The 17165-nt window shown below is 63.9% G+C and carries 16 protein-coding genes and 1 riboswitch; of the genes, 5 read left to right on the top strand and 11 right to left on the bottom strand.

The window, feature by feature from the left end; genetic code table 11:
• Positions 1 to 54: 54 nt before the first annotated feature.
• The 8 genes from AC1DD5_RS05655 to glyA all read right to left on the bottom strand — a co-directional run bounded on the left by AC1DD5_RS05655 (position 55) and on the right by glyA (position 7665).
• On the bottom strand, positions 55 to 888 hold the full coding sequence (locus AC1DD5_RS05655; protein WP_442002611.1) for an ABC transporter permease: 834 nt from the start codon (positions 886 to 888) through the stop codon (positions 55 to 57).
• Positions 885 to 1736 carry an ABC transporter permease gene (locus AC1DD5_RS05650; RefSeq protein WP_477520811.1) on the bottom strand — a complete coding sequence of 284 codons (852 nt, stop codon included), beginning with the start codon at positions 1734 to 1736 and terminating at the stop codon, positions 885 to 887. Before AC1DD5_RS05650 ends, AC1DD5_RS05655 begins: the two co-directional genes overlap by 4 nt.
• 4 nt (positions 1737 to 1740) lie before the next feature.
• Positions 1741 to 2670 carry an ABC transporter ATP-binding protein gene (locus tag AC1DD5_RS05645; protein WP_442016818.1) on the bottom strand — a complete coding sequence of 310 codons (930 nt, stop codon included), beginning with the start codon at positions 2668 to 2670 and terminating at the stop codon, positions 1741 to 1743.
• 149 nt (positions 2671 to 2819) lie between these two features.
• A complete protein-coding gene (locus AC1DD5_RS05640) occupies positions 2820 to 3140 on the bottom strand; it encodes an SHOCT domain-containing protein (RefSeq protein WP_477520810.1) in 321 nt (106 codons plus the stop codon).
• Between the two features lie 150 nt (positions 3141 to 3290).
• Positions 3291 to 3956 carry a response regulator transcription factor gene (locus tag AC1DD5_RS05635; RefSeq protein WP_477520809.1) on the bottom strand — a complete coding sequence of 222 codons (666 nt, stop codon included), beginning with the start codon at positions 3954 to 3956 and terminating at the stop codon, positions 3291 to 3293.
• Positions 3953 to 5032, bottom strand: coding sequence for a sensor histidine kinase (locus AC1DD5_RS05630; protein WP_477520808.1), 1080 nt, complete (start codon positions 5030 to 5032; stop codon positions 3953 to 3955). Before AC1DD5_RS05630 ends, AC1DD5_RS05635 begins: the two co-directional genes overlap by 4 nt.
• 323 nt (positions 5033 to 5355) lie before the next feature.
• Positions 5356 to 6249, bottom strand: coding sequence for a bifunctional methylenetetrahydrofolate dehydrogenase/methenyltetrahydrofolate cyclohydrolase (locus AC1DD5_RS05625; protein WP_442002607.1), 894 nt, complete (start codon positions 6247 to 6249; stop codon positions 5356 to 5358).
• Positions 6250 to 6369: 120 nt separating this feature from the next.
• Complete coding sequence (gene glyA / locus AC1DD5_RS05620) at positions 6370 to 7665, bottom strand: serine hydroxymethyltransferase (protein WP_477515262.1); 1296 nt, start codon at positions 7663 to 7665, stop codon at positions 6370 to 6372.
• 115 nt (positions 7666 to 7780) lie between these two features.
• A riboswitch (ZMP/ZTP riboswitch) is annotated at positions 7781 to 7866 on the bottom strand.
• Between the two features lie 35 nt (positions 7867 to 7901).
• Between glyA and purU the strand changes: the two genes are divergently transcribed.
• The 3 genes from purU to AC1DD5_RS05605 are packed head-to-tail and all read left to right on the top strand — an operon-like array spanning position 7902 to position 9971.
• Positions 7902 to 8753, top strand: a complete 852-nt coding sequence (purU, locus tag AC1DD5_RS05615) for a formyltetrahydrofolate deformylase (RefSeq protein WP_477520807.1) — start codon at positions 7902 to 7904, stop codon at positions 8751 to 8753.
• A 21-nt stretch (positions 8754 to 8774) separates the two neighbouring features.
• Positions 8775 to 9440 carry a class I SAM-dependent methyltransferase gene (locus tag AC1DD5_RS05610; protein WP_477520806.1) on the top strand — a complete coding sequence of 222 codons (666 nt, stop codon included), beginning with the start codon at positions 8775 to 8777 and terminating at the stop codon, positions 9438 to 9440.
• Positions 9441 to 9449: 9 nt separating this feature from the next.
• Positions 9450 to 9971 carry a gamma carbonic anhydrase family protein gene (locus AC1DD5_RS05605; RefSeq protein ID WP_477520805.1) on the top strand — a complete coding sequence of 174 codons (522 nt, stop codon included), beginning with the start codon at positions 9450 to 9452 and terminating at the stop codon, positions 9969 to 9971.
• A gap of 7 nt (positions 9972 to 9978) precedes the next feature.
• Here AC1DD5_RS05605 and AC1DD5_RS05600 read toward each other — a convergent pair whose 3' ends face one another.
• Both AC1DD5_RS05600 and AC1DD5_RS05595 read right to left on the bottom strand, forming a co-directional pair.
• Positions 9979 to 11685 carry a flavin monoamine oxidase family protein gene (locus AC1DD5_RS05600; RefSeq protein WP_477520804.1) on the bottom strand — a complete coding sequence of 569 codons (1707 nt, stop codon included), beginning with the start codon at positions 11683 to 11685 and terminating at the stop codon, positions 9979 to 9981.
• A complete protein-coding gene (locus AC1DD5_RS05595) occupies positions 11685 to 13166 on the bottom strand; it encodes an amino acid permease (protein WP_477520952.1) in 1482 nt (493 codons plus the stop codon). The genes AC1DD5_RS05600 and AC1DD5_RS05595 overlap by 1 nt, the downstream gene beginning before the upstream one ends.
• Before the next feature lie 140 nt (positions 13167 to 13306).
• Between AC1DD5_RS05595 and alr the strand changes: the two genes are divergently transcribed.
• Together alr and AC1DD5_RS05585 are read left to right on the top strand one after the other, a co-directional pair.
• Entirely contained in the window at positions 13307 to 14554 is a 1248-nt protein-coding gene (gene alr / locus AC1DD5_RS05590; protein ID WP_477520803.1) for an alanine racemase, read from the top strand.
• Complete coding sequence (locus AC1DD5_RS05585; protein ID WP_477520802.1) at positions 14544 to 16163, top strand: PucR family transcriptional regulator; 1620 nt, start codon at positions 14544 to 14546, stop codon at positions 16161 to 16163. The genes alr and AC1DD5_RS05585 overlap by 11 nt, the downstream gene beginning before the upstream one ends.
• On the opposite strand, the gene AC1DD5_RS05580 is transcribed toward AC1DD5_RS05585, so the two are convergent.
• Positions 16160 to 16966 (bottom strand): carbon-nitrogen hydrolase family protein, encoded by an 807-nt coding sequence (locus AC1DD5_RS05580; protein WP_477520801.1) that lies wholly within the window; start codon positions 16964 to 16966, stop codon positions 16160 to 16162. The two genes, AC1DD5_RS05585 and AC1DD5_RS05580, sit on opposite strands and share 4 nt — an antisense overlap.
• Between the last annotated feature and the right edge of the window lie 199 nt (positions 16967 to 17165).

Genomic DNA, 17165 nt, shown 5'->3' with positions numbered 1-17165 from the left:
TGTCGCAAACCCCCGAAGGTGCCCGCGCCGCTTCCACGGATGGCGAACATGGAGTCACTTCAGGAACAACTGGCGCAGCCGTCCGGTGGTGAGCATGATCCCGAGCGCGATCATCACCAGGTAGTAAGCAACGTGGATGGCTGTGGCAGGACTGAACGAGCCCACGCTGATTTGGCGCAGCAGTTCAACCCCGTGCCACAAGGGCATGGCTTGGATGAACCACTGGATGACCTGCGGGTAGACGCTGAGCGGATAGAACGTGGCGCTGAAGAGGAACATGGGCAACAGGAAGAAGTTGATCCAGTCCATCTGCTGGAACGTCTTCATGAAGCTGGTGATGCCCATGCCGAAGCTCGCGAAACCGAAGGCAATCAGCACCGATGCAGGGATGACCAGGATGGCCCACCAGGTCGTCAGCAAGCCCATGACCCCCATCACCGCGGTGAACCCGGTGGCATAGAGAAGGCCCCTCAGGAGTGCCAGGAAGATCTCGCCCATGGCAACGTCCAGCGGCCCGAGGGATGTGTAGAGCATCCCTTGGTACAGCTTGGCGAAGTTCATCTTGAAGAAGACGTTCCAGGTGGAATCGTAGATGGCGCCGTTCATGGCTGAGACTGCGAGGAGTGCGGGCGCTATATAGGCCGCGTAGCTGATGTCCTCGCCGCCAGGCCCCTGGACTGTCCCCACGATCGAGCCCATGCCGACACCCATGGCCAACAGGAAGAGCACAGGCTCGAAGAACCCGGACAACAACACCAGCCAGGTACTGGACTTGGCCGCCATGAGGCCACGGGCAACCACGGCCTTGGCATTTCGTGAGTAGAGGGGGCCGAACTTCCGTTCCCGGGCGATATCCGTGGCGCTGTGGCCGCCGGTCAGGATACTCATGAGCCCATCCTCTTCACGAACTGGCGCCGGACCAACAGCCAGCCGGCCGTGGCCGTTCCCAGGAGGAACACCACATGCGTAATGGTCAAGACAGGGTTCTCGTCCATGCCATAAGTGAAGACCCGCCCCAGCTCCGTTCCGTGCCACACAGGCGATATCCAGCCGATCCAACGGACAGCCAACGGCAGCGTGTCCAGGGGAAAGAACGTCCCGGAGAACAGAAACAGTGGCATGACAATGAACCGCTGCACCAAAGCGAACTGCCCCTTGTCCTGGGTGATGCTGGCGGCATAGGCCATGAGTGGCAGGCCGAAGGACAAGGCCGCGACCGTGGCAACCAATGCGGACACCCATCCCCACGGACTCGGCGAAGCCCCGAACATGGCCACCACCGCCAAGTAGACCACCGACTGCAGCAGGAACCTGAGCGTGCTTGCCATGATGTGGCCGCTCGCTATTTGTTGCGGTACCAAAGGCGAAGCGTGCGGCCCGTAGAACACCCGCCGCCATTTGAAGCCATCCATGATGGGGTAGGAGAACTCTCCGGAAGCCGTCATGACCGCCGCGGAGACCAGCAGCGCAGGTGCAACAAATTCCAAGTAGCTGACGCCGCCGAATATGGATTCGCTATTCGCATCAACAAGGCTTGCCAGCCCAACTCCCATGGCGAACAAGTAGGCCACGGGTTGCCCCACGCTGTAGAGAACCACGGACCAGCCGTAATTTCGCATGACGCGTAGCACTTGTTCCGCATAGAAAAAGGAACCCCAACGCCGCGCCCTGGCCGCCGAGACGGCAGGCGAATGTGCCCGCAACGGCTGCTCCGCCGTCGTGATTGGCTTGTTCACCGACTCAGTCAACGAGGCTCCTGCCCGTAAGCCGCAGGAACACGTCCTCCAGTGAGGAACGGCGCACCAGTGACGTCATAGGGCGCAGGCCGCGCGCGGAAACCTGCTCCAGGGCGGCCTCGCCGTCGTGCGCGTAGATGAGCACGCGGTCAGGCAGTGTCTCAAGCCGCTCGCCAATGCCCTGAAGTTCGACGCCGATACTAGAGTTCCGCTCGGACCCGAACCTGAGCTCAAGTACTTCGCGGGAGGAGTGCTCGCGGATCAAGCTGGCCGGGGATCCCTCGGCCATGATCTTGCCCTTGTCTACCACGATCAGACGGTCGCAAAGCTGCTCAGCCTCGTCCATATAGTGGGTGGTCAGGATCAGTGTGACGCCGTTTTCCTTGAGCCGGAACAGGCGGTCCCAGAGGATGTGCCGGGCTTGCGGGTCAAGGCCGGTGGTGGGCTCATCGAGCAGGAGGATGCGGGGTTCGTTGATGAGCGACCGGGCGATGGTGAGCCGCCGCTTCATTCCCCCGGAAAGCGCATCCACCTTGGAATTGGCCTTGTCCGTGAGCTGCGCGAATTCCAGGAGCTCGTCCGCTTTGGGTCGCAGGTAGCTCAGCGGCAGGCCGAAGTAGCGGCCGTAGACGATCAGGTTCTCGCGGACCTTCAGTTCTTCGTCGAGGTTGTCCTGCTGCGGGACGACCCCCAGATGTGCCCTGACCTCGGGACCGTGGGATTCCGGATCCAGGCCCATGATGTTCAGGGTTCCTGAAGTGCGCTGGGATACTCCGCCGATCATTTTCATGGTGGTGGATTTGCCCGCGCCGTTGGGGCCGAGCAGCCCAAAGGACTCCCCCGCCGGAACATCGAAGGAGATGTTGTCCACGGCTGTGAGCTCGCCATAGGTCTTGGTGAGGTTCCGCGCGCTGATGACGGTGGGTGGGTTCATGTCGAAGCTGGTTTGCCACGATTCGGAGTGTGTTGCAGAGCCGGTTGCTTCATTGTGCACCCTCAGCAGACTAGTAGCGCCAACGAATATGTGAAAGGGCTCTTGCAGATATTTTTGCAAGAGCCCTCTCGGTTTTTCCCTCGTCCTGGTCAGGACGGCGGCTGCGAGCGCAGTACCTCCAGCCGCTGCCGGAACTCGGTTTCATCAATCTCGCCCCGAGCATAGCGTTCGCGCAGTACGCCCTCAGCGCCCTGGGTTGCCGCCCAGTGATGGTTGCGGCGCCACGCCCGCCGGCCGACGAAAATGAACAGGAAGATCACGAGGATCCAGAACAGCGGGAACAGGAGTAAGAACGGCCAGAACGTGCCGTCACCCCAGGGACCGTGCGCGACGACGGTGGCCGGCAGTTGTGCCAGCGCTCCCCCGAGCGTGGTGGTCTCCCCGACGATTGAAGTCAATGCGGTGAACATGTCAGTGATCCAAACTCTCTTCGCCGATTCCCGGCGCGAACCGTCTTTCGGCTCTGGTTTGAGTCTGCCCGTGGACGGCAGCCTGGGCGTCCGCCGTCGGGAGTCACCTGCAGGTACCGCCATACTCCCTTGGGAGTCGGCGGCAGCCCGTCAGCTGCTCCAGCCTGGCCTCACCAGCCCTGATTCGTAGGCGAGGACCACCAGTTGGGAGCGGTCGCGGACCATCAGCTTGGTCATGATGCGCGATACATGGGTCTTCGCGGTCAGCGGCGTGATGAACAGGCGTTCGGCGATCTCGGCATTGTTCAGTCCCTCCCCCACCAAGGCCAGGACTTCGCGTTCGCGTTCCGTCACCTGCTCGAGGGGAATCACTTTTCCTGCCGCCCGGCTTTGGGACGCCAGCTGTGCCATGATCCGCCGGGTCACCGAGGGCGAGAGCAGCGCGTCGCCGTCGTGGACCACCCGGACGGCGCGGATGAGCTCTGCAGGTTCAGTGTCCTTGACCAGGAAACCAGCTGCCCCCGCACGGACGGCCTCGGCAATGTACTCGTCGAGCTCGAAGGTAGTCAGGATGATGATGCGCGTGCCGGCGAGGGCCGGGTCCGCAAGAATTCTGCGGGTGGCGGTGAGGCCGTCGTCGTCCGGCATCCTGATGTCCATGAGGATGACGTCCGGTTTGTCGCGCGCCGCCAGCCTCACGGCGTCCCTGCCAGTGCCGGCCTCGGCCACCACTTCCATGTCCGGTTCAGCATTCAGGAGCGCGCGGAACCCTGCCCGGATGAGGGTCTGGTCATCGGCGAGGAGGATGCGGATCACTGAAGGGCTCCTTCTGCTGGTTGGCTGGGCAGGACCGCTTCGACCCGGAGCCCTGGCTGGAGTTCATGCAGCGTGAGCGTCCCGCCCAAGGCGACCGCCCTCTCGCGCATCCCCGTGAGGCCGTTGCCCGGGAGCGCCCCGCCCATGCCCGAGCCGTCGTCGTCTATCCGTACAGTAAGCGCGTCCTCGGTCTGGGCAAGATGCACGACGGCGGATTGGGCACCTGAGTGCCTGCCGACGTTGGTCAACGCTTCCTGGATGATCCGGTACGCCGCCTCCTGCTGGGCCGGGCCAACGAGCTCATGGTTCGAGTGGTCCTCGAAGCGCACCTGCAAGCCGCCCAGCTCCGCGTTCTTCACAAGTTCGGGAATCCTGGCCAGCGTAGGCCGGGCGGCCGGGGCGAGCGGGACGTCCTCCCGCAACACGCCCAGGAGTTGCCGGACTTCCGTGAGGGATTCCTTGCTGGCCGCCTTGATAGCCTCCAGTGCGGGCCTGAGCTTCTGGGGATCATCCGAGCCCACGTGCAGCGCCACGGATGCCTGCACATTGATCATGGACAAGGAGTGAGCCACAACATCGTGGATGTCGCGGGCCAGCGTGAGCCGGTACTCATCGCGCTCGGCCTTCTGGGCGGCCTCACGCCGACGCCGGTATTCCGCGAACCGCTCGCTCCGGCGTCGAAATCCCTGTCCGATCAGCACCAAAATGGCTGCCCATCCCACCCCTGCCGAAGCGCGAAGCGGCCAGTTGGGATCGCCGCTGAATGCGGCCGCGAACACCACTGCGGCAGCGGCGATACCAGCCCCCGCCCACGCCTGCCACCGCAAACCCGCGGACGAAGTCAACACGATTGCCAACGCCAGCGAAAGCGCAATGGGACCCCAAGCGTAGCCAAGGCCAACATAGGCGCCCGTTGCCACGAGGGCGACGGGAAGCATGACTGCAGGCGCCCGCCGCCGGAACGCCAGTCCTGCAGGCCCGGCCAGCAGCAACAGGATCGCGAGCGCATCCAAGGGCCGTGAAGCGTCCTGATGGCCCGCAGAAAAAAGCGTCCCCGCTACCTGGATGAGGGCCACTGTGATAACGATGAAGCTCGTGGGTGGGCCCGCGAAACGGCGTGGGCCCGCGTATCTCTGAGGTCCGGCGAAACGGCGCGGGCCAAAACGGCCTGGGCCTGGAAATCCCCGGGGTCCAGGAGAGCTCTCGGGTCCAGGGAATCGGGGCTGCATACACCGAGCCTAGCTTTGCTCCGGGTGTTCGTCGTCGGGTTAACGGAGCAGGGTGCCTACTCCCGGAGGAGTACGCGAGGCCATTTCGAGGGTTCCCTGCCGAAGATGCCGTGCGCACGGCATCTTCGGCAGCTTAGCCCCGTAATGGGCCTTGCTGTGGTCGCAGGAACCTAGGCGATGCCGGCTGCGCGCTCAGCACTCTCCACGACGTTGGCGAGCAGCATGGCGCGGGTCATCGGACCCACGCCGCCCGGGTTCGGGGACAACCAGGCGGCGACGTCGGCAGCTGCCGGGTCCACGTCTCCGGTGACCACAGCCTTGCCGTTAGCGTCCTCCACGCGGCTGACGCCGACGTCGAGCACTATTGCGCCCGGCTTGAGGTCTTCAGCCTTGATCATGTGCGGGACGCCTGCAGCGGCAATCACGACGTCGGCCTGCTTGAGTTCCGCGGGCAGGTCAACGGTTCCCGTGTGGGCCAGGATGACCGTGGCGTTGACTTCCCTGCGGGTGAGAAGGAGGCCTATGGGGCGGCCGATGGTAACGCCGCGGCCTACTACGAGGACGCGCTTGCCGTTCAGCTGGATGCCGTGCCGGCGCATCAGTTCCACGCAGCCCTTGGGTGTGCAGGGAAGCGGGGACTTCATTTCGCCACTGACGTTGGCCACCAGGCGGCCGAGGTTCATGGGGTGCAGGCCATCGGCGTCCTTGTTCGGATCCATGGCTTCGAGGATGACGTCCTGGTCAATGTGCTTGGGCAGCGGCAACTGAACGATGTACCCCGTGCATTCCGGGTTCTCGTTGAGCTCGCGGACAACCTTCAGGAGGTCTTCCTGGGTGATGTCCTCGGGCAGGTCCCGGCGGATGGACTGGATGCCCACCTCTGCGCAGTCCTTGTGCTTGCCGCCGACGTACCAGGTGCTGCCGGGGTCCGAACCCACCAGGATGGTGCCCAGGCCGGGGACGATGCCCTTTGCTGCGAGGACGGAAACGCGTTCGGTCAGTTCTGCCTTGATGGCTGCGGCGGTGGCCTTGCCGTCAAGGATCTGTGCGGTGGACTGTGTCATTCCATCTGCTCTTTCTGGAGGGTGACCTGTTGGCTCATGCCAACGGGACCCGCCGCCGAAGGTGTGGCGGCGGATCCCGTTGGCTCCGGGCCAGTGCCCGGGTGATGCTTTATGCGTGGGTTACCACTGCTCGTGCTGCGGGTACAGCGGGAAGTCGGCGGCGAGCTTGTCCACGCGGGCCTGGAGGGCCTCGACGTCGGTAGCGGAGCCAGCCTTCAGGGCGGTGGCGATGATCTCGGCAACCTCGGTGAACTCGGTGGCACCGAATCCGCGGGTAGCCAGGGCAGGCGTACCGATGCGGAGGCCCGAGGTGACCATCGGTGGGCGGGGGTCAAACGGAACGGCGTTGCGGTTCACGGTGATGCCCACCGAGTGCAGGAGGTCTTCAGCCTGCTGGCCGTCCAGCTGCGAGTTACGCAGGTCAACCAGGACCAAGTGGACGTCGGTGCCGCCGGTGAGGACCGAGACGCCGGCTTCGGCGACGTCGGACTGGTTCAGGCGATCAGCGATGATCTTGGCACCCTCGAGCACGCGCTCCTGGCGCTCCTTGAATTCTTCGCTGCCGGCGATCTTGAAGGCAACAGCCTTGGCGGCGATGACGTGCATGAGCGGGCCACCCTGCTGGCCCGGGAAGACGTTGGAGTTCAGCTTCTTGGCCCACTCCTGCTTCGCCAGGATCACACCGGAACGCGGACCTGCGAGGGTCTTGTGCACGGTGGAGGTGACGACGTCGGAGTGCGGCACCGGGCTCGGGTGCAGGCCTGCTGCAACCAGTCCGGCGAAGTGTGCCATGTCCGTCCACAGGAGTGCGCCAACTTCGTCGGCGATGGAGCGGAAGGCAGCGAAGTCGAGGTGGCGCGGGTAAGCGGACCAGCCGGCGATGATGACCTGCGGCTTCTCGGCGATAGCCTGCTCGCGGAGCTTGTCCATGTCCACGCGGAAGGTGTCTTCTTCAACCTGGTAAGCAGCTACGTTGTAGAGCTTGCCGGAGAAGTTCAGCTTCATGCCGTGGGTCAGGTGGCCACCGTGTGCCAGGGAGAGGCCGAGGATCTTGTCGCCCGGGGTGATCATGGCGGACAGTGCTGCGGCGTTTGCCTGGGCACCGGAGTGCGGCTGGACGTTGGCGTACTCGGCGCCGAAGAGTTCCTTGACGCGGTCGATCGCCAGCTGCTCCGCGACGTCGACGTATTCACAGCCGCCGTAGTAGCGGCGGCCCGGGTAACCCTCGGCGTACTTATTGGTCAGGACGGAGCCCTGTGCTTCCATGACTGCGCGCGGGGCGAAGTTTTCGGAGGCGATCATTTCCAGGGTGCCGCGCTGGCGGCCGAGTTCCTGGTCGAGGACTGCTGCGATCTCGGGATCGAGCTCAGCGAGCGACTGGTTGCTGACAGACGCGGAAGTGGTGGTGGTAGGCACGGAGATCTCCTGGCTAGGCAACGGGTGGTGCTACAGGTCAGGCTACCGGCAGCAGCATTCCCGCGTCCCCTTGATGACGGAGGGATCGGTCACGTGCGTGCAGCGGTAAGACATGACCCTCGGCCCAGGCGTACGATCCGTGGTCTTCGTGATTGCCGCTCCCTGGTGGTAGTCCACCCAACGCCAGTTGCGACCCGTTAACAGTACAACAAGGCAGCACAGGTAGGCTTGATCGTGTGACTGACTCCACCGCTTTCGTTGTAACACTCTCCTGCCCGGACCGCCCCGGCATCGTCCATGCGGTAGCCGGAGCCCTCCTCGAGGCCGGCTGCAATATCGCTGACTCCCAGCAGTACGGAAGCCCCAGCACCGGCAACTTTTTCATGCGCGTGGAGGCAACCACAGCGTCCTCGCAGGACCAGTTGACCGCCGCACTGCGTCCGGTTGCAGAGACCTTTGGCATGACCTGGCAGATCAACCCGGTGGGCCAGAAAGTCCGCACCATCATCCTGTGTTCCAAGGATGCGCATTGCCTGAACGACCTCCTGTTCCAGCAGCGGACCGGCACGTTGCCCATCGAGGTTCCGGCGATTGTTTCAAACCACCGCGACCTTGAGTCGCTGGCGGAGTTCTATGGCATCCCGTTCCACCACATTCCCGTGACACCTGAGACCAAGCAGCAGGCCGAGGCCGAACTCCTGAAACTGATTGCCGAGCACGACGTCGAGCTCACGGTCCTGGCCCGGTACATGCAGGTCCTGTCCAACGAGCTCTGCACGGAGTTGAACGGCAAGGCCATCAACATCCACCACTCGTTCCTGCCGTCCTTCAAGGGCGCCAAGCCGTATCACCAGGCCCACGCCCGCGGTGTGAAGATCATCGGTGCAACGGCCCACTACGTGACGGCCGACCTCGATGAGGGGCCGATCATCGAACAGGAAGTCATCCGCGTGGACCACGCCCGCACTGCCGCCCAGTTCGTCCAGATGGGCCGCGACGTGGAGGGGCGCACCCTGGCCCAGGCAGTCCAGTGGCACGCTGAACACCGCGTGCTTTTGGACGGCACCCGCACCGTGGTATTCAACTAGCGCCACTCCTAAGCTGGGGGTATGCAGGGCATCCCCGAAGCTGACCACGAAGCTGACCTCGCAGTTTTCTACGACCGCCAAGCACCCGTCCGGAACACGCGCGCCCTCACCCCACACCGCGTCGAGTGCCGGGAATGGTTCATCCGGCTTCTGAAGGATGAGCACCGGCACTCCGTCTTCGAGCTGGGCTGCGGGACCGGGGTTGAGGGGTTGGAGTTCGTCCGTGCAGGCCTGCACTACACCGGCGTGGACCTATCCTCGGAGAGCGTTCACGTGGCGCGCTCGGCCGGGTTGGACTGCTCGGTTGCGAGTGGTCGTGAGCTACCGTTTCCCGATTCAGTCTTCTCCGCCGTGTGGACCATGAGCACCCTTCTGCACGTCCCCAACAACAGGATTCACGACGTCGTCAGCGAACTTGTGCGGGTCAGCGCGGCTGGTGGGCCGATCGCCGTCGGGCTTTGGTCAGGTGAGGATGAAGAGGTCCTCAACCCGGAGGACGTGGAAGAACCCCGACGTTTCTTCAGTCGCCGCAGCGACGACACCCTTCGGCGGATCTTCGGCGAGCACGGCTCGATTGAGCATTTCCGGACCTGGCCGGAGGGTATCGGTGTCGAGTCCGGGCCGGGGGCGGGCAACTGGACGCAGCACTACCAGTTCCTGGTCCTGCGCACCCCCGCACCCAACTAGGCTGGGCTCATGGCTCCCTCTTACACTTTCGCCGGGGACACCCCGGCCATCCATGAATCTGCGTTCGTCGCGCCCACCGCTTCCATCATCGGCAAAGCGACTTTGGCCGAGGACTCCAGCGCCTTTTACGGGGTTTCGGTCCGTGCCGATACGGCTGCCATCAGCGTCGGCGCCGGCTCCAACCTGCAGGACAACGTGGTCCTGCACGCCGACCCCGGATTCCCCTGCACCGTTGGCGAGCGCGTCTCCATTGGGCACAGCGCAGTGGTCCACGGCTGCACTGTGGAGGACGACTGCCTCATCGGTATGAGCGCCACCATCCTCAACGGCGCAGTGATTGGCACGGGCTCGCTCATTGCGGCCGGCGCCGTGGTCCTTGAAGGCACAGTCATTCCGCCACGCTCACTCGTAGCGGGCGTCCCCGCAAAGGTGCGCCGCGAATTGACCGACGAGGAGTTCGAGGGCGTCAAGCACAACGCCGCCCACTACAAGGACCTCGGCGCGGCACACAGGGAAATGCACGCGTCTTAAGAATGCGCTAGTCCAGGGAAATCGGGCCAAACTCGTCCAGCAAGTCGCCCGGACCGGGGTTGCCTGCGACGGATGATCCGCCCAAGTGGTTCACCACTCCCCACACTGCGTTCAGGCCTGTGGTCACGGCGCCCTCGGCCCATCCTGCGGTGAAGGAGACGTCGTCGCCGGCGAGGAAGATGCCGCGCTGGCCTTCCGGCAGCTGATCCTGCTTGAAGTGGGTGAAGAGCCGCTGCTGGTACCGATAATGGCCCGGCAGGTTGGCTTTGAAAGCACCCATGAAGTTGGGGTCCGCTTCCCAGGACACAGTGATCGGCTGCCCGACGATGTGGCGGGCGATGTCCACGCCCGGGTAGATCTGTTCCAGCGAGTGCAACATCAGCTTGACGCGTTCTTCGGCAGTGAGGGCAAGCCACTTCAGCGCGTCATCGTTCCATGTGTAGGACAAGAGGATGACAGCGGGCTTGTCAGGGCCGTCGTCGAGCAAGTATGTGGCCCGGTTGAGGCGGTCGGTGAGCGTCATGGACAAGACTTCGCGTCCGGTTTCCGGATCGATGTCCTTCCAGAAGGGCCGGTCCACCATCACGAATGTCTTGGACGACTGCATGTAGTGGGAGCGCTCGATCGCCGTCCACAGCTCGGCCGGGAACAATGCCTCTTCGGTGTGGATGCGCGTGGACAGCAACCACGACTGGCACGTGGTTACCACCGCCTGGTACGTGGCTTCGCGTCCCCAGTTTTCGCGGACTACCAGGTCCCCGTTGTCCGCGCGGCGGATGTTGTCCACGGCTCCGCGCGGCGAGCCGGAGTGCAGCGACGACAGTGACGTGCCTTGCGGCCAGTATTTAAGGTCCGACGGCGCGTGGTTCCACAGCGACTCGGGAAGCCTTTGCGCTCCTCCCGAAATGAGCCGGTGCTGGTCGTCTGCGTCGGTGTAGACAACCCGGAGGATCTCCAGGATGGAGTTGGGGAAATCGGTGTCCCAGCCGCCCGTGCCGAAGCCCACCTGGCCGAAAGCTTCGCGGTGGGCGAAGCCGGCTTCCTTGAAGGACTTGCTGGCTGCGATGAATCCGTAGAACGTCTGCTCATCCAATTCGGGCAGGAGTGCGTTCCAGAGTTCCTTGATCCGCTTGGTATCGCGGGCCTTGATGGCTTCCTGCATTTCATTGAAAGCAGCGCCATCGTTGACGGCCGCCTTCCACGCATCGGCCACTTCACGGAAAAATTCCGGCAGCTCATCGGCCGTCGTGGCGTAGTGCTTCTTGCCTGCGAGTTCGATCACGGTGCTGGATGTTGCCGGGGCCATCGGGTTGGGGAAGTCCTGCGTTTCCAAACCAAGAAGGTCCACGTAGTGATAGAAGGCTTTGCCGGAGACCGGGAAGCGCATGCCACCAAGATCAGCTACGACGCCGGGCGCCGAGGGGAAGCTCGCCGTGCGAAGACGGCCACCGATCTGGTCGGCCTCGTACATCACGGGCTTGAGGCCGAGCTTCATGAGCTCATAGGCGGTGACCAGCCCTGACAGGCCAGCGCCGATGACGGCTACTTCCGTGCCGTACAGCTCTTCCGGAATGCTTCCGAGTCCGTCCGGGTGGGCCAGGTAATGGTCATAGCTGAAGGGAAAGTCCGGGTTCAGCATAGTGATGGGGGCTTCGCCTGCCTCCGCCGCGGAAGCGGCGACGTCGGCTGTGGGAAGTTCGGTAGCGATTGTCATCAGTTTGCGGCTTTCACAGTTTCCGGGCTCACGGCCCTGGTGGTCAGTTCACGGTAGTCCTCATCGCTAAGCGCGGCTACCTTGGAATTCCGGCGTCCATAGCCGAAGTAGATGGCGATGCCTACCAGCATCCAAACACCGAACGTGATCCAGGTGTCAGCGCCGAGGTTGAGCATCAGGAAGGCACACATCAGCGTGCCCAGGATCGGGGTGATCGGGTACAGCGGAACCCGGAAACTGCGGTCAAGGTCGGGGCGGTTGCGCCGGAGGTAGATCACGGCGACGTTGACCAGCGCGAAGGCAAAGAGCGTACCGATGCTCGTTGCGTCAGCCAAGGCACCCAGCGGGACCAGGCCCGCGGTGAGGGCGACGGCGGTTCCTACGATCAGGGTTCCGGCGACTGGAGTGCCGGTGCGGGGGGAAACGCGGCCGAAAACTTTGGGCACCATGCCATCGCGGGACATCGAGAGCAGGATGCGCGTCTGGCCGTAAAGGACAGTCAGCACGATGCTGGCAATGGCAAGCACGGCACCGACAGAGAAGACCAGGGCGATCCACGGCTGTCCGGTGATCTCATGCAGGATCTGGACCAGGGCAGCTTCCGTGCCATCGAACCAGCCCCACGGACGGGCACCGATTGCGGCAACGGACACCAGGACATAGATGCTGGTGACAATCACCATGGAGAGCAAGATGGCGCGTGGCAGGTCCCGCTTGGGGTTCCTGGCTTCCTCGCCAGCGGTGGAGGCGGCATCGAATCCGATGTAGGAGAAGAACACGCTTGAGGCTGCGGCGGAGACACCGGCGGCACCCATCGGCATGAGGGGCTCGAAGTTCCCGGCGTTGAAAGCGGTGAAAGCTACCGCGCAGAAGAAGATCAGGATGGCTACCTTGATGATGACGATCGCAGTGTTGATCCATGCGCTTTCACGGGCGCCCCGAACCAGCAGAATCATGGCGAGGACCACGATCACCACGGCGGGAACATTTATTACCCCACCGTCGCCCGGCGGCTGGCTCATGGCATCGGGCAGGACCTGTCCAAACGCGGCCAGGGTCTCGTTGACGTACTGGCCGGCACCTACTGCAACAGCTGCCACGGACACCGCATACTCCAGTACCAGGCACCAACCGCAGATCCAGGCCATGCCCTCGCCCATGGTGGCGTAGGAGTAGGAGTAGCTGGAGCCTGCCACGGGGACGAGCCCGGCCATTTCCGCGTAGGACACTGCCGAGAAGAGAGCAGCCAAACCAGCGATCACGAAGGAGATCCAGATGGCTGGGCCTGCCAGCGGCACAGACTCGCCAAGGATCACCAGGATGCCGGTTCCCAGCGTTGCACCGACGCTGATCATGGTCAGCTGGAGGACCCCGAAGCTGCGTACCAGCGGCGTGCCGCCTTCGCCGGTTCCGGCCTCGTCGGCCATCTGCCCGATCGGCTTGCGGCGCAGGAGTTGGGCACCGAGGCTTGGCCTGGCCATGCTCGCTGCCGTTGATGTTTGAGTGTTCACAGGCACAGTCACCCTTGACGTCCCTTCAAAGTAGTTTCGATTTCCCCTCCACAAGACTGGCATGTGAGCCACCTCTCACCACGGTGCAAAATGACCTATAGTGTTCAACCATGAGACGTATTGCACAGTACCAAGAGGGCGGCTCGCTGGCGCTCTCCGGTCAGGTCAGAGTGGACCTGTCCGCCATTTCAGACAACATCAAGGCCCTGAAGGACCGGACCAAGGCACCCTTCTTCATGGCCGTGGTCAAGGGCAACGCCTACGGTCACGGGCTCGTGGAAGTAGCCCGCACGGCCGTTGAATCCGGCGCTGACTGGCTCGGAACTGCACAGCTCACCGAGGCCATCGCCCTGCGCAAAGCCGGCATTACTGAACCGGTCCTTTCGTGGCTGTATCTGGCATCCCAGACCAGCGACACCATCCTGGAAGCACTGGAAATCGACATCGATGTGTCCCTCGGAAGCGTCCACCAACTTCAGGTGCTGGCAGGCATCGCCGAACGCCTAGGCCGCCCCGCCGTCGTACATCTTGAACTGGACAGCGGGCTCAGCCGGGGCGGGGCGCGCAGGGAGGATTGGGCCGAACTCGTGGCGCATGCCCGTCAAGCGGAAGTGGACGGCACCGTGCTGGTCCGCGGCATCTGGACCCACTTGGCGTGGGCCGATGTGCCCGCGCATCCTGGGAACGCCAGCGCTGTTGTGGAGTTCGAGGACGCCGTCCGCGAGGCACGCGCCGCCGGACTCAAACCCGAACTGAGGCACGTTTCCAGCTCAGCCAACATCCTGGACCGCCCGGAATTCCACTTCGACATGGTCCGGGCCGGCCTCGCAATCTACGGCCTCGCTCCCGCAGACCATCTCAATCCAACCGACTTCGGATTGCGGCCGGCCCTCAGCGTCACGGCTCCGTTGGTGATGGTCAAAAAGGTCCCCGCCGGCACGGGCGTCAGCTACGAACACCAGGCCATCACCTACGAACCGCGCTATCTGGGCCTCATTCCCCTTGGCTACGCGGACGGCATCCCGAAAGGCATCAGCGGCCGCTCAGTGGTGAACATCGGAGGCCACAGCGTCCCGGTTATCGGCAAGGTCTGCATGGACCAGTTCATGGTGGACCTCGGACCTGACGCGACCGGGATCGACGTCGGCGATACTGCGGTGTTGTTTGGCGATCCGGCCACCGGTGCGGCGAGCGCCGACGATTGGGGCGCTGCAATCGGCAGCCACGGGGATGAAATCATCAACAGGATTGCGCCGCGATTGCCGCGGGTCTACGCCGGCTCTTCGCAAGAAGATGCCGCCTACGAGTGCCCCGACTACCAGGAGCCGGCAGCCGCCGGGCAGGACAATGTTGCCTGAGCCCGCCACCGCCCGGCTGAGTTTCGTCACGCTTGAGCAGTTCCTGGAGCAGCTGCCGCCCGAGTTGAAAATGCTTCACGACGGCGGCAGCGGCGCCTCGCTGCTGCGCTGGGTGGAACCGAGCGAGCTGGAGGACCCGACCCCATATCTTCCGGAGGGCGAGTTCCTGCTGACCGCCGGGCTGCCTTTCCTTGGGAAGGGCGGCTCGGCGGCCAGCGTGGACGCCTATGTGCGGCGGCTGGTGGGTGCGAAGGTGGCGGCGCTCGGGTTCGGCATCAGGCCCTATTTCGACGCCGTCCCGGACGTCCTCCTCGACGCTTGCCGCACGCACAACCTCACCCTGTTCGAGGTTCCGGAGTCCGTGCCCTTCGCCGCGATTGGGCTGGAGTTCTCCCAGCTCCTGGAATCGGACAATGCCCGCGTGTTCCGGCAGCTGGCCGAAACCAATCGCCAACTCATGCGGGCAGTCCTCTCCCCCAGGCCGGAACACGAACTGCTGGCAGCCCTCGTCCAACGGGTGCCCGTGTGGGCGCTGCTGGTCGGGGCGGACGGACGGGTCCGGGCGCGCGGGCACAATGCCGGCGGCAGCACCGGCGTCGAGCATTCCTTGTTGGCGCCACTGCTGGAACGGTTGCTGACCGGCAGCGGACCGCGCGTGGAGATGGACGGTTTCGAGCAGCCTGGATCTGCCCTCGTGTTCGGTCATCCCCTGCGCAGTACGAAGGACGCGAACCTCGGGGCGCTGATTCTTGGTTCGGACGCTCCGCTGACGCCTGCGCAGAACAATGTAGTGCAGTCGGCCGTGGGTTTGCTGGAGCTGCTGGTCCGTCAACGAACCAGCGGGTCCCTCGCTCCGAGCCAGCTTGCCACGGCTCTGCTCCTGCATCCGGATACCTTGGCCACGGGCGGCACCAAGCACGTCAACGGACTCAAAGACTTGCTGGCGCAGAGCCTTTCCTCGACGCGCTCCGGCCAAATGCGGGTAGTGCAGGGCATCAAGGCCGAATCTCCCGACTGGCCCGCCGGTGACGGCCCCGTCCGTGAGCTGCTGCAGTGGCGCAGGCTGTTCGATACGAAGCTCGTGGAAATAACCGACTACGGTTTCGCTGCCATCACCCGTTTGAAGGTGGATGATGCGTTGCTTGCCGACGTCGAGAAGCTTGGGTGGAGGCTCGCGATCGGCGAACCGACCGAACTCACCGGGCTAGCCGCGGCCTATCAGCGGGTGGGTTCGCTGCGGAGCCGGGTGTTGTCCAGCGGAAAGAGTGTCCGCGTGGAGGAAGTGCAGTGGTCCGTGACTGGTCTTCTGGGACGCGAGGCGGGAACCATGCTGGCCGAGCGGCTCCTGGCCCCAGTTTTGTCTTTGGAACCGGATCGCCGTGACCCGCTACTGTCGGTACTGCGTGGTTGGCTTAGCGAAAATGGCAGCTGGGACGGTTCCGCCAAGCTCCTGGGTTTGCACCGCAACAGCGTCCGCCGGCAAATAGGTGTCCTCGGTGAGCTGCTCGACATGGACCTGAACCAGGCACAGGTCCGGGCAGAATTGTGGATCGCTCTGCAGTACGCGGACCAGTTGGTGGCCGGATTGTCCGGGCCCGAGGGGGCTTAGGCGCCGTCTTCCCACTTCCGGTAGAGCTCAGGGCGGCGTTCCCGCAGGTACGGGACTTCATGGCGCGCGGCTTTCACCGTCTCCGTGCCCACTTCCGCGAACAGCAGCGACGCCGACTCCCCCGCCGCAGCCAGCAACGAACCATCCGCTCCGGCCACAACGCTGCCGCCCAGGAAGTTATAGATGTCCTCATGTCCACTGTGGTTGGCGTACGCCACATTGAGCTGGCTCTCCACCGCGCGGGCACGGATGAGCACCTGCGGCACGTTGTCGAACCCCACTGACAACGCCGTGGGGACCAACAGGAGTTCAGCCCCACGAGTTGCCGCTGCCCGGACTGCCTCCGGGAACTCAACGTCATAGCAAATCAGCATCGACGTGCGGATCCCGTTGAAATCCACGACGGCGGGAGGTTCTTGGGCGCCCACGAACGCTTTGCGCTCCTCCCCGCCAAAGAGGTGGACCTTGGCATAGTGGAGGAGTTCCTCACCGTTGGCGTTCACGAGGGTGGCGGTGATGTGCCAGCCGTTGTCCTCGGGAGCCGGCGCCGGAAGGCTGTACACGAGTCCGATGTTGTGCTGGCGGGCGATGCCGGAAAGCCGTTCGCGGATGCCCGGAAGCGTTGCCGGATCCAATTCGGCGTGAAGCCGCAGCGGTGCGTAGCCCACCGGAAAGAGCTCCGGGGTCAGGAGTAACCCGGCCCCTGCCTGGGTGGCGCGCCGGGCGGCGTCGTCGATTGTGCGCAGGTTCGCCTCAACGTCCAGGACGGAAGCGTTGGCCTGCAGGACGGATAGCAGCATCATTACCACCTTGGTTGCACCGGGTACCGGACCGCAGAGGGCCGGAAGTCTTCTTGTTTCCAGAGTAGGCCCGTGGTCTGACAAGTGGACCGGGGCATTTGGACCCGGAGGCATGCGAACCGGGACGCATTGCACGCAAAGCAGGCTCCCGCAACGGGAGGATTGAGGGCAACTTGCGTTGGAGTATGTCTAGAAAGCTTGT

The organism is Paenarthrobacter sp. 10L420, from assembly GCF_056395385.1.
This window is presented reverse-complemented; position numbering and strand designations above follow the sequence as displayed.

Bases quoted from the DNA above. Each gene is read 5' to 3' on its own strand.
- AC1DD5_RS05600 (WP_477520804.1), bottom strand. From the start codon at position 11,685: ATGACAATCGCTACCGAACTTCCCACAGCCGACGTCGCCGCTTCCGCG.
- AC1DD5_RS05655 (WP_442002611.1), bottom strand. From the start codon at position 888: ATGAGTATCCTGACCGGCGGCCACAGCGCCACGGATATCGCCCGGGAA.
- AC1DD5_RS05645 (WP_442016818.1), bottom strand. From the start codon at position 2,670: ATGAACCCACCCACCGTCATCAGCGCGCGGAACCTCACCAAGACCTAT.
- AC1DD5_RS05580 (WP_477520801.1), bottom strand. From the start codon at position 16,966: ATGATGCTGCTATCCGTCCTGCAGGCCAACGCTTCCGTCCTGGACGTT.
- AC1DD5_RS05640 (WP_477520810.1), bottom strand. From the start codon at position 3,140: ATGTTCACCGCATTGACTTCAATCGTCGGGGAGACCACCACGCTCGGG.
- AC1DD5_RS05585 (WP_477520802.1), top strand. From the start codon at position 14,544: ATGTTGCCTGAGCCCGCCACCGCCCGGCTGAGTTTCGTCACGCTTGAG.
- AC1DD5_RS05625 (WP_442002607.1), bottom strand. From the start codon at position 6,249: ATGACACAGTCCACCGCACAGATCCTTGACGGCAAGGCCACCGCCGCA.
- alr (WP_477520803.1), top strand. From the start codon at position 13,307: ATGAGACGTATTGCACAGTACCAAGAGGGCGGCTCGCTGGCGCTCTCC.
- AC1DD5_RS05605 (WP_477520805.1), top strand. From the start codon at position 9,450: ATGGCTCCCTCTTACACTTTCGCCGGGGACACCCCGGCCATCCATGAA.
- AC1DD5_RS05595 (WP_477520952.1), bottom strand. From the start codon at position 13,166: ATGGCCAGGCCAAGCCTCGGTGCCCAACTCCTGCGCCGCAAGCCGATC.
- AC1DD5_RS05610 (WP_477520806.1), top strand. From the start codon at position 8,775: ATGCAGGGCATCCCCGAAGCTGACCACGAAGCTGACCTCGCAGTTTTC.